The sequence below is a fragment of the Nonomuraea sp. NPDC026600 genome, from assembly GCF_040638335.1.
GTDB lineage: Bacteria > Actinomycetota > Actinomycetes > Streptosporangiales > Streptosporangiaceae > Nonomuraea.
Genome location: NZ_JBEZYD010000016.1, coordinates 132,852 through 150,411, shown reverse-complemented (window position 1 = coordinate 150,411; position 17,560 = coordinate 132,852). Strand labels below are relative to the sequence as shown.

The following is a 17,560-nucleotide window of genomic DNA, read 5'->3' as shown; positions in this document are numbered from 1 at the left end:
CTTCCGCCAATCCTCAGTCGATCCTGGCGAGCGCGCCCGCCTCCAGGGCGACCCAGATCGCGCCGTCGGGGCCCACCGTGAGGCCGTGCGGCTCGGCCGGGACGCCGCGCGACGGCAGCTCGTACTCGTCGATGACGCCCTCGGTCGTGATGCGGCCCACGCGGTTGGCGCCCCACTCGGTGAACCAGAGGGCGCCGTCGGCCCCGGTGATGATGGCGTGCGGCCGGGAGGCCCGATCCGGCAGCGGATATTCAATGATTTTTCCGGAAGGGGCCACACGGCCGATCTGGCCCGCGCCGATCTCCACGAACCACAGCGCCCCATCCGGGCCCGAGGTGATGCCCACGGGCGCGGCCCCCTCCGTCGGCAGCTCATGGATCGTCACCGCGCCCGACAGCGCGATGCGGCCGACGGCGTTGCCCTGGTTGAGGGTGAACCAGAGGGCGTCGTCCGGCCCTGCCGTGATGCCCGAGGGCATGCCGCCCATCACCGGGATCTCGAACTCCGTCCGCGCCCCGTCCGCCGCGATGCGCCCGATCTTGTCGGCCCGCATCCGGGTGAACCACATGGCCCCGTCCGGCCCGGCGGTGATCCCGTACGGGCTCTCCGCCTCGAACGCGGTCACCTGACCCGCCTCGGTGATCCGCCCCACCCGGCCACCCTGGAACTCGGTGAACCACATGGCCCCGTCAGCCCCGGGCACGATCACCGCCGGCCCGCCGTCCGCCGGGTCGAGCTGGTGGATCACGGGCTCCGCTCCGGGCACCAGCCTGCCGACCCGGCCCTGGTGCACGAGCGTGAACCAGAGCGCGCCGTCGGGGCCGGTGGTGATGCCGTACGGAGCTCCGTCAGAGATCTCGATCAGCATGTGTGGTCAGGGTTCCTTTCTCCCACGTAGCTCGAAGTCGTCGAAGGTGGTCTTGAGCACCGACCGCTCGGCCTTGGACGTGCGCGCGAACAGGCCGGCGTAGCCGTTGCCGATGCCGTTCGGGTCGTCGACCTGGTGGACCTGCGCACCGTTCACCCACATGGTCAGCCGTACGGTGGTGCCGTTCTGCTCGCAGGAGGCCTCGATCCTGACGGCCTTGCTCCCCAGCCCGTCCACCTGGACCGGCTGGGCCAGCGTGCCGCCCGAGCCGTCGAAGATCCGCCGGATGCGTGCCATGCCGGAGGTGTCCAGCGCGAACTCGTAATAGGTGCCGTTGTCGGTGTTGTGGCAGTAGACGCCGTACTCGCCGGTGCCCACGGCCCGCTTCACCTGGGCGGTCACGCCGACCACCACCGTCTGGGGCAGCATCGGCGTGGGCGTCGACGAGGGGCTGGGCGTGGCCGTCGGCGTGGCGATGAGGAACGGCGCCGGGGCCTTCTCCAGGCGCTCCACGTAGTCCGCCTCCACGTCGAGCCCGTACGTGCCGTCGGTCCGGTAGCCGTAGCTGACCGCGTCCGCCGGATCGTAGGTGCCGCTCCAGCCGCCACTGGTCTGGGTGAAGTCCTCCTGGTACAGAACCGGGAGCTGGGGCGGCCCGCTGTCCCGGAGCGTCGCCCAGGCCGTGATGCTCCCGGTGACCAGCACCGCCGCCGCCACGGCGATGCCCGCGACGATCCGGCCCCTTTTGGCGGGCTGCGACTCGGGGAACGCCGCGGTCGCGTGCTGCCAGGCCACCTGCGCGGTCTGAGCGGCCTGCTCGGGGTGTACCACCGGAGCGGTCTGTGCCGGGTGTATCGCCTGGGCGGCCTGCTCCGGCGCGACCGAGCGGCCGCCCACGAGATGATCGAGCAACTGCTGCGCGGTCGGCCGCGCGGCCGGATCCTTACGCAGCGCCGCCCTGACCAGCTCCCGCAACCCCGGCTCCACCGCGTCAAGCGCGGGCTCGCTGTTGAGCACCTGGTAGACGGTCGCGGGCAGCGTGTCGCCGCCGAACGCCGCCTTCCCGCTCGCCGCGTACACGATCAGTGAGCCCCACGAGAACACGTCGCACGCGGGTGAGACCGGATCGCCACGCAGCACCTCGGGCGCCATGTACCGGGGCGTGCCGATGAGCTCACCCGTCCCGGTGACCCCGCCCAGCGTGTCGAGCGCCCGCGCGATGCCGAAGTCGATCACCCTCGGCCCGACGGGGGACAGCAGCACGTTCGACGGCTTGAGATCACGGTGCACGACCCCCGCCCCGTGGATCGCGGTGAGCGCGGTGGCCACGCTGACCGCCAGCGCATCGAGACTCGACCCCTTGAGCGGCCCCGACTGCCGGACGGCCTCCTCCAGGTTGGGCCCCGGCACGTACTCGGTGACGACATAGAGCTGATCGCCCTCGAGCGCCGCTTCGAGCACCGCCGCCGTACAGAACCGGCGCACCCGCTGAGCGGCGTCGGCCTCCCGGCGGAACCGCATGCGAAACTGCTCGTGCTGGCTGAGCTCGGCGTTGATCACCTTGATGGCGACCCGCTGCCCAGAGGGATCCTCGGCAAGATGGACCGTACCCATCCCGCCTCGGCCCAGCACGCTCAGCAACCTGTAGCGCCCGATCTGGGAGGATTCACCGCTCACGGCGGGCTAGCTTACCGACATCTGCCTGACTGGCGGATGACCTCGGCGCTTGTACCCGATTGGCTGCGGGCCCGCAGCCTTCAGCTGAACATCGCTACCAGCGCCTGGTCGAGAGATCCGGATCTTGTTCGCGTTTGCGCGAAGTACCTGGTAGAACGCGAGTCGGAGGAGAAGGACCGATGACGAATTTTCCCAAGTGGAACGACTTCCGCGCCGACATCGTCGCCAACTCCGGCGGCGCGGAAGCCGTGGCTGAAGCACGACGCCACAATCAGGCCTACATCGACGGCTACCGGTTGGCCGAGCGCCGCAAGGCAGAGGGCCTGACCCAGTCCGACGTGGCCGAACACATGGGCGTGACCAAGAGCCGCGTCTCCCAGATCGAGCTGGGCGAGGTGTCCACCATCGAGACCATTGCCCGCTACGTCCAAGCGCTCGGCGGGCAGATCCAGGTCTCAGAGGTGTTCGGGGATGACCGCGATGCGTGTGGCGGCATGACCGGTCCGAGACCTTCACAGATCTGGTCAGGCGACGCGTTGCCAGGTGTCCCCGAAGTCGGCGATGACCTTCAGTTCTCCGCCGAGGGCATGGATGTACAGGCTGAGGGTGGTCAGTTCGGCGATGGCTCCGTTCTCGATCGCTGAGACGCGTTGCTGGGAGACCCCCATCGCCTGGGCCACCTCGGCTTGGGTCAGCCCTACCTTGTTACGCATGTCGGCCAGGAACCCCCCGCGCACCTGGGCCACCCGGCGCTCCCGTGCCTCCTCCACCGCCTGGCGGTCGTCGGGGTGGACGAACTCGGCGATGAACTCCTCACGGGTATAGGAGTGAAACTCGGTGCTCATGGCAACTCCTTCAGATACGCCTCATACCACTGCTCGGCCAGCGGGATGGATTGTCGGTACCACTGGTTCCATTGCCCGGACTTGTCGCCCGCGATCAGCAGGACCGCGTTGCGGAGGGGATCGAAGATGAACAGGATCCGTACTTCGCTGGTTCCGCTGGATCCGGGCCGCAACTCTTTGAGGTTGTGCAGGTCGGAGCCGCTGACCCGATCCACCAAGGGGCGTCCCAGAGCCGGGCCCTCATCCAAGAGCCGGTCGATGGTCTCGGCTACCAGCCTCCGCGTCACCGGATCTCCAGTACGCAACTCGTGGAGCCAGTCGCGTACCTGAGTGGTCAACACCAGTCGATATGCCATCCGCCCTCCAGACACAACAATCTTATTGTACTCCGAGAGGGGCAAACGAACACGCTCTTCCGCACCACACTGCCCGCTCCTTCCCGGTCCGGGAGGCGACCAGCGGGCCCGGATCGCGGCCGAGCCCGATCACCTTGAAGGCGCGGATCTCGACGGGGAGGGAGCGGGAGAAGTCGCGAATTCCTGCGAAGCGCTCAACCTCGGCGTGTTACGAAGGTATTTCCCATATCAAGGCTTGAAAGCGCGCAGTGAGTGCAAGCTGGGCAGGCCCCGTCCGGTGTCGATCGCCATGACGCGGCAGCCGGCGGCGGTGGCGGCGGCGATTCCGGTGGGGCTGTCTTCGATCGCGACGCAGCGCCTCGGGTCCACGCCGAGCTGGGTCGTGGCCTTCAGGTACGGGTCCGGGTACGGCTTGCCGCGGGTGGTGTCGTCGGCCGTCACGATCAGGGCGAAGTGGTGGTCGAGGAGGGGCAGGACCAGGTGGACGATGCTTCGGGGTGAGGCGCTGACCAGGGCGGTCGGGATGCCCTCGGCGTGAAGTTCGCCGAGGAGGTCCAGGGCGCCGGGGATCAGCGGTACGCCTCCGGGCTGCTCGGTGATGCGCGCGGCGAAGGCGTCGATGAGCTGCCGGGCGGTGCCGGGGAGGGTGGCGGCGTGGGGCTCGGCGGTGGACAGCAGGTGGGCCGCCACGTCCTCGGCCGCGCGGCCGAGCACGTCCGGGGTGTCGGCGGGGCCCAGCTCGACGCCGAGGGTCCGCGCCACCGAGGTCGCGGCCTGCCACCAGAACCCCTCGGTGTCCACCAGCGTGCCGTCCATGTCGAACAGGACGGCTTGCGGCACCTCCCACATCGGCACCTCCCAAATCGGCGCTGCCGCCCCCGATGAGGGCGGCTCAGATGGCATCGGCCGGTTCCGTAACGGGGGAGGGGGCCGTGACCGTCCTTTCGGCCACCAGTACGGGCCGCTCCACCAGGCGGACCGTCACCCGGGTGCCGGGTGCCAGCCGTACCGCCTCGTGACCGGGTACGTCGGCCATGACCTCACCCCCCGACAGGGCGACCCGGAGCCGGACGGAGGCGCCGCGGAAGGAGGCGGCGATCACTTCCGCCTTGCCCTCCGGCGCCGGGGTCACCTGCACGGCCTCGGGGCGGATCAGCACGTCCACCTCAAGGGTGCCGGGGGCCTCGCCGTCGACGGGCAGCAACTGGCCCAGCACCGTCACCTGGTCGCCCGAGACGTGCCCGGCCAGGTGGTTCATGGTGCCGACGAACTCGGCCACGAACGGGGTGGCCGGACGGTCGTAGACCTCGGCGGGTGGGCCGCACTGTTCCAGACGGCCGTTGCGCAGGACGGCGACCCGGTCGGCGATCGACAGCGCCTCCTCCTGGTCGTGGGTGACGAAGATGGTGGTGATGCCGAGGTCGAGCTGGAGGCGGCGGATCTCCTCGCGCAGCGACACCCGTACCTTGGCGTCGAGCGCCGACAGCGGCTCGTCGAGCAGCAGTACCCGGGGCTCCAGCGCGAGCGCGCGGGCCAGGGCGACGCGCTGCTGCTGGCCGCCGGAGAGCTGGTGCGGGAAGCGGTCGGCGTGGGCGGGGAGGCCGACGAGTTCGAGGAGTTCGTCCGCCTTGGCGCGTCTGGTGGCCACGGGGACCTTGCGTACGCGCAGGCCGAAGGCGACGTTGTCGCGGGCGTTCAGGTTCGGGAAGAGGGAGTAGGACTGGAAGACCATGCCCGCGTCGCGCTTGTTGGCGGGCATGTTGGTGATGTCCGAGCCGTCGATGAGCACGGCGCCGGAGTCCGGCCGTTCGAACCCGGCCACGCACCGCAGCGCCGTCGTCTTGCCGCAGCCGGAGGGCCCCAGCAGCGCCACGAACTCGCCCGGCGCGATCGTCAGGTCGAAGCCGTCCAGCGCCACCGTCTTGCCGAACACCCGCCTCAGCCCCCGGAACTCCACCTGAGCCGTCATTTCCTCTTCCTTCCCGAGAAGGCTGTGGACACCGCGAGCAGCAGCAGCCAGATGAGCAGCAGGCTGAGGATCGACACCGCGACCGACAGCTGCCCCTTGGACCCGGAGATCGTCACGATCCACACCGCGAACGGCTGGTAGCCCAGCAGCCTGGCCACGGTGAACTCGCCCAGCACCAGCGCGAGCGTCAGGAACGACGCGCTGGCCAGAGCCGAGCGCAGATTGGGGATGATCACCCGGAACAGCACGTGCGGCCACGACGCGCCCAGGTTGCGGGCCGCCTCGACGAGCGTGCGCACGTCCATGGTGCGCAGCCCGGCGTCGAGCGAGCGGTAGACGAACGGCAGCACCAGCACCACGTACGCGAGCACGAGCACGAGGGGGAACGCCGGGTTCTGCACCGCGATCAGCGTGGCCCAGAACGGCGTCGGGGCCAGCACGTCGGTTCCGGTGCGCAGCGAGGTGGTGAGCCCGGCCACGAACGTGATCGGCGGCACCACCAGCGGCAGCGTGCAGAGCACCTCCATCACCGGCCGCAGCCGCGGCGCGCTGAGCCGTACGGCCAGCATCGCCGGCAGCGTGAGCAGCAGGACCAGCACGATCGTCGCGACGGCCAGCGACATGGACAGCAGCAACGACGACCCGAACCCCTCGGCCGTCAGGAGCTCGCCGTAGGCCGCGAAGGACACCCCGGCCGTGGGCGTGTAGATCGTGTACCAGAGCGAGGCCCCGAGCGGGATCAGGAAGTACGCGGCGGCCAGCAGGAACACCACCCCGCGCCACACTCGGGGCCGGGTGGGCGCCGGCGCGGGAGCGGTCACCGGCTCCAGACCGGTCAGCGCAGCCATCGGGTGCTCCTCTTCTGCAGCGGCAGGTAGATCACCATGACTAGCCCGGCCACCACGATCATGTCGAGGCTGAGCGCGAGCGCGATGTTCTCGTAGCCGATCAGCACGTCACCCGTGAGCGCGCTGGCGATCTTCAGGGTCACCAGCGGCACCACGGTCCCGACCATGGCGTTGGCCGTCGCGAAGGCCGCGAACGCGCTGCCGAACAGCAGCACCACCCCGCCGAGCATGGATGGCGTGAGCACCGGCACCCCGACGAAGCGCCAGAACTGCCAGGCCGTCGCGCCGTTGTTGGCGGCGGCCTCCCGCCACTGCGGCCGCAGCCCGTCCAGCGCGGGCGCCATGACCAGCACCATCAGCGGGACCGAGAAGTACAGGTAGACGATCACCAGCCCCCAGAACGTGTACAGCGCGCCGGACGGCAGCCCGAGCAGGCCGCTGATCACGCCGGAGTTGCCGAGCGTGGCGATCCAGAAGAAGGCCAGCGGCACGCCGCCGAAGTTGGCCAGCACGCCGGAGGCCGTCAGCACCGCCTCGCGCAGCAGGGCGAACCGGGAGGTCACCACGGCCTGGGCGAGGAACGTGCCGAGCACGGCCCCCAGCAGCGCCACCACGGCCGAGAGCTTGACGCTGCCGGCCATCGCGTTGAGATAGCCGCCCTGGAGGCTCTGCCCGAGGTTGGCCAGGCTCGGCTCACCGTTCGCGGTGAACGCCCCCGCCACCAGCGCGATGGCGGGGATGCCGAATACCAGCGCGAAGAAGACCAGCAGGGGCAGCGCGCCGAGCCACCCCTTGGTGCGGGTCATCCCGAGATAGCGGCGTCCCAGCCGCTGGCCAGCTTGGCCTTGGCCGCGTCCACCTGCTCAGGGGTGGGGAACGTGGGCGTGCCCTCGACCTTGGGCAGCGCGTCGGCGGCGGCCTTGTCGACCGAGCCGTCGGCGGTCATGACCGGCAGCAGCACCGGCCTGGCGAAGCCCTTGAGGTAGAGGTTCTGGCCCTCGGCGCTGTAGAGGTACTCCTGCCAGAGGCGGGCGGCGGCCGGGTGGGGAGCGTCCTTGTTGACGGCCTGGGCGTACATCTGGAAGTACTTGCCGTCGGTGGGCACGTTCACCTTCCAGTCCAGGCCCTTGGCCGACATCTCGGGCGCGTAGGCGGCGTTGTTGTAGTCCCAGTCGATGCTGATCTGGGTCTCGCCCTTCTCGATCGTCGCCGGCGTGGTCTCGACCGGGTTGTAGTTGCCCGCGGCCTTCAGCTTCTTGAAGAACTCGATGCCCGGCTGGATGTCGTCGAACGAGCCGCCGCTGGCGATCGACGCGGCGTAGACGCCGGCGAAGGCCGAGCCGGACTTGGTCGGGTTGCCGTTCATCGCGACCTTGCCCTTGTACTCGGGCTTGAGCAGGTCGGCGAAGCTCGTCGGGCAGGCGCTGATCTTCTTGGCGTCGCAGCCGATCGACACGTAGCCGCCGTAGTCGTTCGTCCAGAGCCCGGTCGGCTCCTTCTGGCCCTCGGGAACCTTGTCGAACGCCTGCACCTTGTAGGGCGCGAACAGGCCCTCCTTGGCGCCGCTGATCGCGAACGACTGGCCGAGGTCGACCACGTCGGGCGCGCGGTCCTGGCCCTTGCGGGTCTTCAGCGCGGTGATCTCGTCGGCGCTGGCCGCGTCGGGGTCCTCGCTCTCGACCTTGATCCCGTACTTGGCGGTGAATCCCTTGATGATCTCGCCGTAGTTGGCCCAGTCGGGCGGCAGCGCGATGACGTGGAGGTTGCCCTCCTTCTTCGCCGCCTCGACGAGTTTGTCCAGGCCACCGACATCCGCGGCGGAGGTGGCGGTCTTCGCGTTCACCCCGCCCTCTGACGCCTTGGTCTGCTGAGTGCCTGGGGCAGCGCCGCACGCTGCCGTGGCTACGGTAAGTGCTGCGATGACGCCTGCCACACGGGCGCGAGGTGTGAACACGTCGCCTCCACTTTCTGGGGGGTGTGGAAAGAATTTAAGGGAACTTGTACAAACAAGCCAGCACAAGTAGGACGCATCAACATTGCTCTTTCATGAATGCGAAGGGTCGCGGATGGTTGCGCGTTATGAACGGATCGCCGATGCGCTGCGTGATGACATCCTCGCCGGCGTACATCCGGTCGGCTCGCAGCTCCCCACGGAGGCGGAGCTGGCCGCGCGCTATCTCGCCGCCCGCGGCACGGTGCGGCAGGCGGTGGCGGTGCTGGTCGCCGAGGGGTTGGTCGGCTCCCGGCAGGGGGCCCGGCGCATCGTACTGGGCAAGGCGCGCAGCCAGAGCTTCGCCGAACTGCACAGCTTCGCCCAATGGGCGCGCGCCAACGGCTACCGCTACGGCGGCCAGGTGATCACTCAGGGTCGCCGGACGGCGAGCCCCGTCGAGGCCGCCCGGCTCGGCAGCGACGAGGTGCTCGACGTGCTCCGGCTGCGCACACTGGAGGGCGAGCCCGTCCTGCTGGAGCGCACGGTGTACGCGGACTGGGTGGCCGCCGCCGTCGAAGAGCTCCCGCCCGGCTGCGAGTCGGTCACCGAGGCGCTGTACGACTCGATCGGGCTGGTCTTCGCCTACGGCGAGCACCTCATCGACGCCGTCTCCGCGGGCGCCTCGGACGCCCGTCTCCTGGGGGTACGGCGCGGCAGCCCGCTGCTGCGCCAGCGCCGCATCACCACCACGCACGAGGGCAGATCGGTGGAGTGGTCCGACGACCGCTACCGGGCGGGCAGCGTGGTCTTCAGCATCCGCAACTCGATCGACGCCAACCCTCTGGTGCGGCAGGCGGGCGACTTGCGTTTCGGGGCCTGAGAACATATGTTCGAGTCATAAGCGCCCGCCTTCCCCCGGGTGGCTCAGCATAGGCACGAGAGCCGCGGGGAGAAGCGACTTGAGCAGACTCTATGGCGATCCGATAGAGGTGTGGACCAGGGACGGGCAGCCGACCCAGTTCGTCTGGCGCGATCGCCTCTATCTCGTCCGCCGGGTCCTCGACCACTGGGTGGTGGCCCGCGAGTGGTGGAAGACCGACGAGAACGATCCAGGTGAGCGGCAGTTCTGGCGGGTGGAGGCCAGCCCCGGGCGCGAGGTCGGTTCCTACGAGCTGCGGTTCGACACCGCCAGTGGCGGGTGGCTGCTCCTGCGGGCGTGGGACTGATGACCCCGCCGTTCCCCCACCTGAACGTGAGCTCCGCGTACTCCATGCGCTACGGCACCGCCTTCCCGAAGGCGCTGGTGCACCGGGCGGTCGAGGACGGGATGGACATCCTCGCGCTGACCGACCGCGACGGGCTCTACGGCGCGATCAAGCACGCGCAGGCGTGCGCGGAGGCCCGGATCGCCGCGGTGTTCGGGGTCAACTTCGCACTCGCGAGTCCCGGGACGCGCCCGATGACCGGGCCCGGGGCCCAGGACCGGGTCACGGTGCTGGCCAGGGCGGGCGGCTGGTCCTCGTTGGTGCGCCTGGTCACGGCCGCCCATTACGCGAGCGAGCGCGGGGCGCCCCAGGTAACGCGCGACCTGATCGCCTCCCTGGACACGGGCGGGCTGTCGGTGCTGCTCGGGCCTCATTCCGACGTGGGCCGCGCCGTGGCCGAGCGGCGTGACGAGCACGCCCGGGTGCTGCTCGACCTGTGGCTGGCCGCCGTGCCCGGCGTGGTGATCGAGCTGGTCGACCAGTACGGCTTCCGCGACGCCACCACCGCCGTCCGGATGCTCGCCCTGGCCGAGTCCCGGGGCGTGCCGGCCGTGCTCACCAATGCCGTCAGATACCTGGATCCCGCCGACCACCAGGTCGGCGACGTGCTCGACGCGGCGCGGCAGCTCGTCCCGCTGCACCCGCGTCACCTGGAGCGCACCACCTCGCATGCCTACCTCAAGGGCACCAAGGAGATGTGGCAGGTGGCGGCCAAGATCTGCGGGGCCGACCCCAACCGCGTCGGCCGCCTCCTGCACGCCACCCGCACGCTGGCCGAGGCGTGCGCGATCGACCCGGTCGCGCTGCTCGCGCTGAAGCACGACCCGCCGAACCTGCACCTGCCCGAGGTCGGCCGCGACCCGGTGCCGCTGCTGCGCCACCGCGTCGAGGACGGGCTGATCTCGCGCGGGCTGGATCGCTCCAGCGACGCGGGCGGCGCCAGGGAGCGCCTGCGGGCCGAGATGGACATCATCGAGCGGAAACGCCTGTCCGGATATTTCATAGCCGTGGCTGGCATCACCGACATGATCCGCGGCATGGGCATCCGCTGCGCGATCCGCGGCTCGGGGGCGGGCAGCCTGGTCAACTACCTCATCGGCATCGGCGAGGTGAACCCCCTCGAACACGGCCTGCTCATGGAACGCTTCCTGTCGGACGGACGCGTCGGGCTGCCCGACATCGACGTGGACGTGGAGTCCGCGCGCCGGCTCGACTGCTACAAGGCCATCTTCGACAGGTACGGCGAGTCGCGGGTGGCCTGCGTCTCGATGATGGAGACCTACCGGGCACGCAGCGCGATCCGGGACGTGGCGGGAGCCATGGGGCTGCCGCCGCACGAGATCGACGCGATCGCCAAGGCGTTCCCGCACATCAGGGCCAGGCAGATCACCGCGTCGCTGAACGACCTGCCCGAGCTGCGCGACAGCCGGCTCGGCGAGGCCGGGCTGGAGCGGGTGTTCCGGCTGGCGGAGAAGCTCGACGGGCTGCCCAGGCACATCGCGCTGCACCCGTGCGGGGTCCTCATCGGCAACGCGGAGCTGCGCGACAGGACGCCGGTGGAGCGGAGCCTGCTGGGGTTCCCGATGTCGCAGTTCGACAAGGACGACGTGGAGGAGTCCGGGCTGCTCAAGCTCGACGTGCTGGGCGTGCGGATGCAGTCGGCGATGGCCTACACGCTGAGCGAGATCGAACGGGTGGACGACGTCGTGGTCGAGCTCGACCAGCAGCACGGATCGGAGCCCGGCGTCGAGTACGTGCCCCACGACGACCAGGCCACCTACGACATGATCTGCGCCAGCCGTACGCTCGGCTGCTTCCAGATCGAGTCGCCCGGCCAGCGCGAGCTGGTCGCCAAGCTGGAGCCGCGCAAGATGCACGACCTGATCGTGGACATCTCGCTGTTCCGGCCGGGACCGGTGAACTCCGACATGGTCACCCCCTACCTGGAGGCCAGGCACGGGTGGCGCGAACCGTACTATCCGCACGAGCGGCTGCGCGGCGCGCTGAAGGAGACGCACGGCGTCGTGGTCTTCCACGAGCAGGTACTCAAGATCATCGAGGTGATGACGGGCCGCGACCTGTCGCACGCCGAGACGCTGCGCCGCACGCTGGCCTCGCCGGAGGGGCGCGAGCGGGTGCGGAAGCACTTCGTGCCGCTGGCCAGGTCGAACGGGTTCGGCGACGCGGCCGTGGACAAGGCGTGGAAGGTGCTCGACGCGTTCGGCGCGTTCGGGTTCTGCAAGGCGCACGCGGCGGCGTTCGCGCTGCCCACGTACCAGTCGGCCTGGCTCAAGCGGCACCACGCGGCGGCGTTCTTCGCCGGGGTGCTCACGCACGAGCCCGGCATGTACCCGCAACGCGTGATCATCGACGAGGCGCGGCAGTGCGGGGTGGAGATCCTGCCACTCGATGTGAACAGATCGGACAAGGACTGGCGTGTGGAACGGCTCGGCCCGCGGGTGCGGCTCAGGATCGAGCCCAACGACTTCCGGGCCGGGGAGATTGGAAAGGGGTACGCGCTGCGTGTGCCGTTCTCCGCGATCAAGGGGGTGAGCGAGGCGGAGGTGGGGCGCATGGTGGCGGGCCGGCCGTACACCTCGCTCGCGGACTTCTGGGACCGGGCCCGCCCGTCGCGGCCCGTCATCGAGCGGATCGTCCAGGTGGGCGGCCTCGACGACCTGCACGACCTGCATCCGGGCGGGGCCCGCTGGCGTCCGGGGCGGCTGACCCGCCGCGACCTGATCGCCCAGGTCGGCGTCCTCGACCGGACCTCCACCTCGGGCGTCAAACCGGCCACCACGAAGTCCAGGCGCTACACCCCGGCGCGTCCGGACGCCGTGCCGGTGGCTCGGCCCGAGGAAGCGGCCGTACAGCTCCCGCTGGGTTTCGCCGAGCACATCGCGCCCGGCGAGTTGCCCGAGATGACCGAGACCGAGATGGTGGAGGCCGAGCTGGAGATCCTGGGCATCGACATCAGCCGCCACGTCATCAGCTTCCACGACGAGCTGCTCGACGCGATCGGGGTGGTGCGCTCGGCGGAGCTGCTGTCCCAGCGCAATGGGGCCGAGGTGCTGGTCGCGGGGGTCAAGGTGGCCACCCAGACGCCGGCTGTACGGTCGGGGCAGCGCGTCATCTTCACCACGCTGGACGACTCGACGGGGCCGATCGACCTGACGTTCTTCGAGTCGGTGCAGGGGCGGTGCGCGGCGACGGTGTTCGGGTCGTGGCTCATGGTGGCGAGGGGGGTGGTCCGGCGCACGGGGCGCCGGGCGGTCTCGATGCGCGCGGTGGACTGCTGGAACCTGGTCGATCTCGACGCTTTGTGGCGATCGAGCGGGATCGAGGCGGTCAGAGCGCTGCTCGCCCAGGCTCCCGAGGAGTCGGCGGGGGTCGGCGGGCGGCGCATCGAATACGCCAATGGCTACAGCCTGTCTCCGTACGCGGACCTGGGGCCGGTGGTCGCGCCCCCCACTCGCCGCCTCTGGCATGCCAGCCAGGGGAGCTCGGGTCCGAGCGCGGCATGATTTTCTCTTTGTTACGGCACAGCCGCCCCCACCGCCACCCGCCGACCGTGGCCAGGGGCCTCCAGGAAGACGCCCGCTGACCGGCACGTGGCCGGCCGCCGTTACGGCGCGTTCTCAGCCGTCTCCGGGGTCATGGCTGAGACTCCGGCTCTCAGCCCGCCTGTTCGAGCGGGGCGGGCTCCGTGGGTGGGGTGGGGAGTTGGGTCACCGTGCCCGCCGTGCGGAGGCGGGCGCGGCCCCTGAGGCGAGCGCGGGAAGTGGAGCACTGGATGCGGGTGATGTCGCGGACCGTGGCAGCGCACAGGAGGGCGGACACCGTCGCGCAGGCGAGCTCCGGGAGGCCGATGCCGGTCAGGCCGTCCGAGGAGCCCAGGGGGAGGCGGGTGGTCACCAGGGCGAGGGTGGCGAGCCAGGTCAGCCACCAGGCGGTCAGCAGGGTGAGCCAGCGGCGCCGGTCGTGCGGTGGGGCGGTGCCGCGCCAGACCTCGTCCACCAGGAGGAGGGGCGCGATCAGGTTGACGCCGGGGATCAGCCAGGCGGCGGCCACCGGGCCCGCGGGGGCCGAGCGGTCGTTGACCTGCCTGGCGCGGACGAGCCAGCTGACGTAGGCCGCGGCGGCGGCCATCGTCGTGCCCGCGACCAGCATCATCAGCACGGCGAACACTGTCACGGCCCCGACCACCGCATCGGCGTCGGCGCCGTGGGGACGGCCGCCGAACGCCGCGAGCTGGGTGGCGAGGCGGCGGCCACGGCTGTGTTCGAAGATCACGAGAGCGCCCAGGGAGAGGACCTGTGCGGCAAGTGTCACGTAGACGATAGAAGCTGCCCTAACGGGCGGTGCCTGGGCGTAGCGCACGTTGTTCTCCCCCCGGGCCATGCGCTGAGGTTCTGCTTCACTTCTATCCCGCCAGGCCACTTGTTAATCAGCTCACCACACCGGATTCCCACGCCCAAGCTGCGATTTCCACCCGATTGCGGACACGGAGCTTGCCTTGAATGCTCCCCAAATGGGTCTTTACCGTCGAAAGTGATACAAACAGCTCGCCGGCCACTTCCTGGTTCGTGCGGCCCCTCGCCACCAGGCGTACGACGTCCAGTTCGCGATCGGTCAGCGGGTCGTTCGGCGGGGCGGCGACGCGGCGCTTGGGCTGGGCCAGGTGCTGCAGCAGTCGCACCGTCACCGAGGGCGACACCAGCGAGTCGCCGCCCGCCGCTGCCTTGACCGCCTCGATCAGCAGCGTGGGCCCGCTGTCCTTGAGCAGGAAGCCGAGGGCCCCCGCGCGCAGCGCTCCGTAGACGTACTCGTCCAGGTCGAAGGTGGTGACGATGACGACGCGCATGGGGTTCTCGACGCCGGGGCCGGCCAGGGCGCGGGTCACCTCGATGCCGTCCAGCTTGGGCATGCGGATGTCGAGCAGGCAGACGTCCGGCCGGAGCCGCCTGGCCTCGGACACCGCCTCCGCGCCGTCGGCGACCGCCGCCACGACCTCCATGTCCGGTTGCGCATCTAAAATCATCTGAAATCCGGTACGTACAAGTTGCTGATCGTCGGCGATGAGTACGCGAATGGTCACGGCGACAACTCTAGGATCAGCCGTTCGGCCGAGGGGGACGGGTCGTCCGGCCGATCCGCCGGTCCCCTCTCCGGCGAGAGGCTCGGCGCCATGAACGATGTGCTTGTTGGACGGGCCCTGGCCAAGCGGTTCGGGCAGACGGTCGCCTTGGGCGGAGTGGACCTCGCGGTCCGGGGCGGGGAGGCCGTGGCGATCATGGGCCCGAGCGGCTCCGGCAAATCAACCCTGCTGCACTGCCTGGCCGGCATCATGAAGCCGGACTCGGGCGAGGTGCACCTGCTCGGCCAGCGCATCGACAACCTGCGCGAGCGCGACCGCAGCGCGCTGCGCCGCACCCGCTTCGGCTTCGTCTTCCAGTTCGGCCAGCTCCTGCCCGAGCTGCCCGCCGAGGAGAACGTGGCCCTCCCGCTGATGCTCGGCGACGTGCCGAGGGACCGGGCCGTACAGCAGGCCCGCGACTGGTTCGGCCCCCTCGGCCTGCACGGCATGGAGACCAGGCGGCCCGGCGAGCTGTCCGGCGGCCAGGCGCAGCGCGTCGCCATCGCCAGGGCGCTGGTCAGCAAGCCCGCGGTGGTCTTCGCCGACGAGCCGACCGGCGCGCTCGACCAGACGACCGGCCAGGAGACGATGCGGCTGCTGGTCGAGGCGACCAAGCACAACGGCGCCTGCCTCATCGTGGTGACCCACGACCCCAACGTGGCCGGCTGGTGCGACCGCACGGTCGAGGTCCGCGACGGCCACCTGCTGGCCGGCGGGGTACGCGCGTGAACCTCGACCTGACCTGGCGGCTGCTCAAGGGCGGCGGCCGCAAGGGCCTGCTGGGCACCTGGCTGACCCTGGGCGCCGTCGCCGTGTCCACGGCGCTGCTGCTGTTCGCGGTGGCCGCCAACTTCGCCTTCGAGGCCAGGGCCGACCGGAGCGCCTGGCGCAACCCGGTCGAGACCAAGGGCGAGGCCGTGGCGATCGAAGCGGCCCGGCATGACTACGTACGCGATAAGGAGATCACTGTCATCGACCTGGCGGCGCTCGGCGCGGACGCGCCCGCGCCGCCCGGCATGGCCCGCTTCCCCGCGCCCGGCGAGGTCTGGCTCTCTCCGGCGCTGAAGGAGCTGGCCGGGCAGTTGCCCGCCGACCAGCTCGCCGGCCGCTTCCCGAACCCCAAGGGCGTGCTCGGCGAGGAGGCGCTGCTCTACCCGGGCGAGCTCGTCGCGGTCGTCGGCCACAAGCCGGACGCGCCTGAGCTGACCAGGCCGAGGAGCGACGACTGGATCGTCGGCTACAGCCCGGTGAAGGTGGCGAGCCTGGCGGGGGAGCCGATGGACGACGCCGAGGCCTACCAGGTGCTGGCGCTCATCGCCAGTGTGCTCATGGTCGTGCCGCTGCTCGTGTTCGGGGGCGCGGCGGCCCGGCTCACCGTGGCCAGGAGGGACCAGCGCCTGGCCACGCTCAGGCTGGTCGGCGCGACGCCCGGCCAGGTGGTCGGGATGACCGTGGCCGAGGCGGTGATCGTGGCCTTCGCGGGGGCGATCACGGGCACGCTCGCCTACGCCCTGGCCGCGCCGCTGCTGGCCGGGATCCAGATCGGCGGCGGGGCGTGGTTCGTCTCCGACCTGTGGCCGAGCCCGCTGGTCCTGGGCGGGCTGCTGATCGGTGTCCCGCTGCTGGTGGGGCTGTCGGCGGTGGTGGGGCTGCGGCGGGTGGTCGTCAGCCCGCTCGGCGTGGCCAAGCGGGAGACGCCGCCCGGCCTGCGCTTCATCAGGGTGATCGTCCTGCTCGCGGTGCTCGCCGCCGTTCCGTTCCTGAGCCGTGGCAACGCCGTAGGCCCCATCGCGGTGGTGATCGGCCTGGCGTTCCTCTGCGTCAACCTGGTCGGTCCGTGGGTGGTCGGCGTCATCGGGCGCGTCACGGCCGGGCGGGCGCGGCGGCCCGCGCGGCTGCTGGCGGGCCGGCGGCTGGTGGACGATCCGCGTTCGGCGTGGCGCACGGTGAGCGGGGTGGCCATGACCGGGTTCGTCGCCGGGTTCCTCTGCCTGCTCAGCCCGGGCACTCTCAGCGGCTCCGCCGATGCGGGCCGGCTCCAGGTGGCCGTCCCGGTGGGTCAGCCGGCCACCGTGGCCGAGCAGGCGCGCACCCGGCTGAAGGCGGCGGGGATCACGGCCACGGTGCGGCCGGAGAAGAAGCTCGTCGCCGTCGCGCTCGGCACCTCGGCCGACGCCGCGACCGTCGACCGGGCCCGTACGGCGCTGGCCGGTCTCGTTCCCGGGCACACGCCCACCACGGAGGCCGACGACGAGCACTTCGGCGTCCAGATCCTGGCCGATGTCCGCGCGGGCACGGTGGTCGTGCTGTCGGTGTCGTTCCTGGTGGCCATCGCCAGTGCCGGGATCACCGCCGCCTCGTCGATCCTCGACCGCCGCCAGACGTACGGGCTGCTGCGCCTGGCGGGCACGCCGCTGGAGGTGCTCGACAAGGCGCGCCGGGCCGAGACGCTCATCCCGCTCACCGTGATGGGTGGCGGCGCGATCCTGGTCGGCGCGTTCTGCGCGGCGCCGTTCATGATCGGCGCGGTGAACGCGACCGGGGTGATCACGCTGGTGCTCTGCGTCGGGCTCGGGTTCGCCGGGGTGATCGGGGCGGGGGCGCTGAGCAGGCCGTTGCTCCAATCGGTCACCACCGACCCGGCCCCGCGCCCCGACTAGCG

17 protein-coding genes are annotated in these 17,560 nt (G+C 70.7%); 6 read left to right on the top strand and 11 right to left on the bottom strand.

Features of this window, described 5'->3' with window-relative positions:
• Positions 1-13: 13 nt before the first annotated feature.
• Positions 14-868 (bottom strand): virginiamycin B lyase, encoded by an 855-nt coding sequence (locus tag AB0F17_RS32495; RefSeq protein ID WP_358030755.1) that lies wholly within the window; start codon positions 866-868, stop codon positions 14-16.
• 6 nt (positions 869-874) lie between these two features.
• Positions 875-2,545, bottom strand: coding sequence for a serine/threonine-protein kinase (locus AB0F17_RS32490; RefSeq protein ID WP_358030752.1), 1,671 nt, complete (start codon positions 2,543-2,545; stop codon positions 875-877).
• Positions 2,546-2,724: 179 nt separating this feature from the next.
• Between AB0F17_RS32490 and AB0F17_RS32485 the strand changes: the two genes are divergently transcribed.
• Positions 2,725-3,189 (top strand): helix-turn-helix transcriptional regulator, encoded by a 465-nt coding sequence (locus AB0F17_RS32485; RefSeq protein WP_358030749.1) that lies wholly within the window; start codon positions 2,725-2,727, stop codon positions 3,187-3,189.
• Here AB0F17_RS32485 and AB0F17_RS32480 read toward each other — a convergent pair.
• The 7 genes from AB0F17_RS32480 to AB0F17_RS32450 form a co-directional block, all read right to left on the bottom strand.
• Entirely contained in the window at positions 3,070-3,390 is a 321-nt protein-coding gene (locus AB0F17_RS32480; protein WP_214637322.1) for a helix-turn-helix transcriptional regulator, read from the bottom strand. The two genes, AB0F17_RS32485 and AB0F17_RS32480, sit on opposite strands and share 120 nt — an antisense overlap.
• Complete coding sequence (locus AB0F17_RS32475) at positions 3,387-3,746, bottom strand: type II toxin-antitoxin system RelE/ParE family toxin (protein WP_358030746.1); 360 nt, start codon at positions 3,744-3,746, stop codon at positions 3,387-3,389. The genes AB0F17_RS32480 and AB0F17_RS32475 overlap by 4 nt, the downstream gene beginning before the upstream one ends.
• A gap of 228 nt (positions 3,747-3,974) precedes the next feature.
• Positions 3,975-4,595, bottom strand: a complete 621-nt coding sequence (locus AB0F17_RS32470) for an HAD family phosphatase (protein ID WP_358030743.1) — start codon at positions 4,593-4,595, stop codon at positions 3,975-3,977.
• 43 nt (positions 4,596-4,638) lie between these two features.
• Positions 4,639-5,715, bottom strand: coding sequence for an ABC transporter ATP-binding protein (locus tag AB0F17_RS32465; RefSeq protein WP_358030740.1), 1,077 nt, complete (start codon positions 5,713-5,715; stop codon positions 4,639-4,641).
• The gene (locus AB0F17_RS32460; RefSeq protein ID WP_358030737.1) at positions 5,712-6,563 is read right to left on the bottom strand and encodes an ABC transporter permease subunit; all 852 of its coding nucleotides are present in this window, start codon (positions 6,561-6,563) and stop codon (positions 5,712-5,714) included. Before AB0F17_RS32460 ends, AB0F17_RS32465 begins: the two co-directional genes overlap by 4 nt.
• Positions 6,551-7,369 carry an ABC transporter permease gene (locus AB0F17_RS32455; RefSeq protein WP_358030735.1) on the bottom strand — a complete coding sequence of 273 codons (819 nt, stop codon included), beginning with the start codon at positions 7,367-7,369 and terminating at the stop codon, positions 6,551-6,553. Before AB0F17_RS32455 ends, AB0F17_RS32460 begins: the two co-directional genes overlap by 13 nt.
• Entirely contained in the window at positions 7,366-8,406 is a 1,041-nt protein-coding gene (locus AB0F17_RS32450) for an extracellular solute-binding protein (RefSeq protein WP_358030732.1), read from the bottom strand. Before AB0F17_RS32450 ends, AB0F17_RS32455 begins: the two co-directional genes overlap by 4 nt.
• A gap of 223 nt (positions 8,407-8,629) precedes the next feature.
• Between AB0F17_RS32450 and AB0F17_RS32445 the strand changes: the two genes are divergently transcribed.
• The 3 genes from AB0F17_RS32445 (at position 8,630) to dnaE (ending at position 13,285) form a co-directional block, all read left to right on the top strand.
• On the top strand, positions 8,630-9,376 hold the full coding sequence (locus AB0F17_RS32445; RefSeq protein WP_358030730.1) for a GntR family transcriptional regulator: 747 nt from the start codon (positions 8,630-8,632) through the stop codon (positions 9,374-9,376).
• A gap of 79 nt (positions 9,377-9,455) precedes the next feature.
• Complete coding sequence (locus AB0F17_RS32440; RefSeq protein ID WP_214637330.1) at positions 9,456-9,722, top strand: DUF6504 family protein; 267 nt, start codon at positions 9,456-9,458, stop codon at positions 9,720-9,722.
• A complete protein-coding gene (dnaE, locus tag AB0F17_RS32435) occupies positions 9,722-13,285 on the top strand; it encodes a DNA polymerase III subunit alpha (RefSeq protein WP_358031000.1) in 3,564 nt (1,187 codons plus the stop codon). Before AB0F17_RS32440 ends, dnaE begins: the two co-directional genes overlap by 1 nt.
• A 151-nt stretch (positions 13,286-13,436) precedes the next feature.
• On the opposite strand, the gene AB0F17_RS32430 is transcribed toward dnaE, so the two are convergent.
• Together AB0F17_RS32430 and AB0F17_RS32425 are read right to left on the bottom strand one after the other, a co-directional pair.
• Positions 13,437-14,093, bottom strand: coding sequence for a DUF4328 domain-containing protein (locus AB0F17_RS32430; RefSeq protein ID WP_358030727.1), 657 nt, complete (start codon positions 14,091-14,093; stop codon positions 13,437-13,439).
• Between the two features lie 115 nt (positions 14,094-14,208).
• On the bottom strand, positions 14,209-14,859 hold the full coding sequence (locus AB0F17_RS32425) for a response regulator transcription factor (RefSeq protein WP_358030724.1): 651 nt from the start codon (positions 14,857-14,859) through the stop codon (positions 14,209-14,211).
• 90 nt (positions 14,860-14,949) lie between these two features.
• Between AB0F17_RS32425 and AB0F17_RS32420 the strand changes: the two genes are divergently transcribed.
• Together AB0F17_RS32420 and AB0F17_RS32415 are read left to right on the top strand one after the other, a co-directional pair.
• Entirely contained in the window at positions 14,950-15,627 is a 678-nt protein-coding gene (locus AB0F17_RS32420) for an ABC transporter ATP-binding protein (RefSeq protein WP_358030722.1), read from the top strand.
• Positions 15,624-17,558: an FtsX-like permease family protein gene (locus tag AB0F17_RS32415; protein WP_358030719.1), complete on the top strand. Its 1,935-nt coding sequence runs from the start codon at positions 15,624-15,626 to the stop codon at positions 17,556-17,558. The genes AB0F17_RS32420 and AB0F17_RS32415 overlap by 4 nt, the downstream gene beginning before the upstream one ends.
• Positions 17,559-17,560: the final 2 nt, after the last annotated feature.

Coding starts and splice junctions, on each gene's coding strand:
- AB0F17_RS32495 (WP_358030755.1), bottom strand. CDS start 868: ATGCTGATCGAGATCTCTGACGGAGCTCCGTACGGCATCACCACCGGC.
- AB0F17_RS32485 (WP_358030749.1), top strand. CDS start 2,725: ATGACGAATTTTCCCAAGTGGAACGACTTCCGCGCCGACATCGTCGCC.
- AB0F17_RS32480 (WP_214637322.1), bottom strand. CDS start 3,390: ATGAGCACCGAGTTTCACTCCTATACCCGTGAGGAGTTCATCGCCGAG.
- AB0F17_RS32475 (WP_358030746.1), bottom strand. CDS start 3,746: ATGGCATATCGACTGGTGTTGACCACTCAGGTACGCGACTGGCTCCAC.
- AB0F17_RS32470 (WP_358030743.1), bottom strand. CDS start 4,595: ATGTGGGAGGTGCCGCAAGCCGTCCTGTTCGACATGGACGGCACGCTG.
- AB0F17_RS32465 (WP_358030740.1), bottom strand. CDS start 5,715: ATGACGGCTCAGGTGGAGTTCCGGGGGCTGAGGCGGGTGTTCGGCAAG.
- AB0F17_RS32460 (WP_358030737.1), bottom strand. CDS start 6,563: ATGGCTGCGCTGACCGGTCTGGAGCCGGTGACCGCTCCCGCGCCGGCG.
- AB0F17_RS32455 (WP_358030735.1), bottom strand. CDS start 7,369: ATGACCCGCACCAAGGGGTGGCTCGGCGCGCTGCCCCTGCTGGTCTTC.
- AB0F17_RS32445 (WP_358030730.1), top strand. CDS start 8,630: ATGGTTGCGCGTTATGAACGGATCGCCGATGCGCTGCGTGATGACATC.
- dnaE (WP_358031000.1), top strand. CDS start 9,722: ATGACCCCGCCGTTCCCCCACCTGAACGTGAGCTCCGCGTACTCCATG.
- AB0F17_RS32420 (WP_358030722.1), top strand. CDS start 14,950: ATGAACGATGTGCTTGTTGGACGGGCCCTGGCCAAGCGGTTCGGGCAG.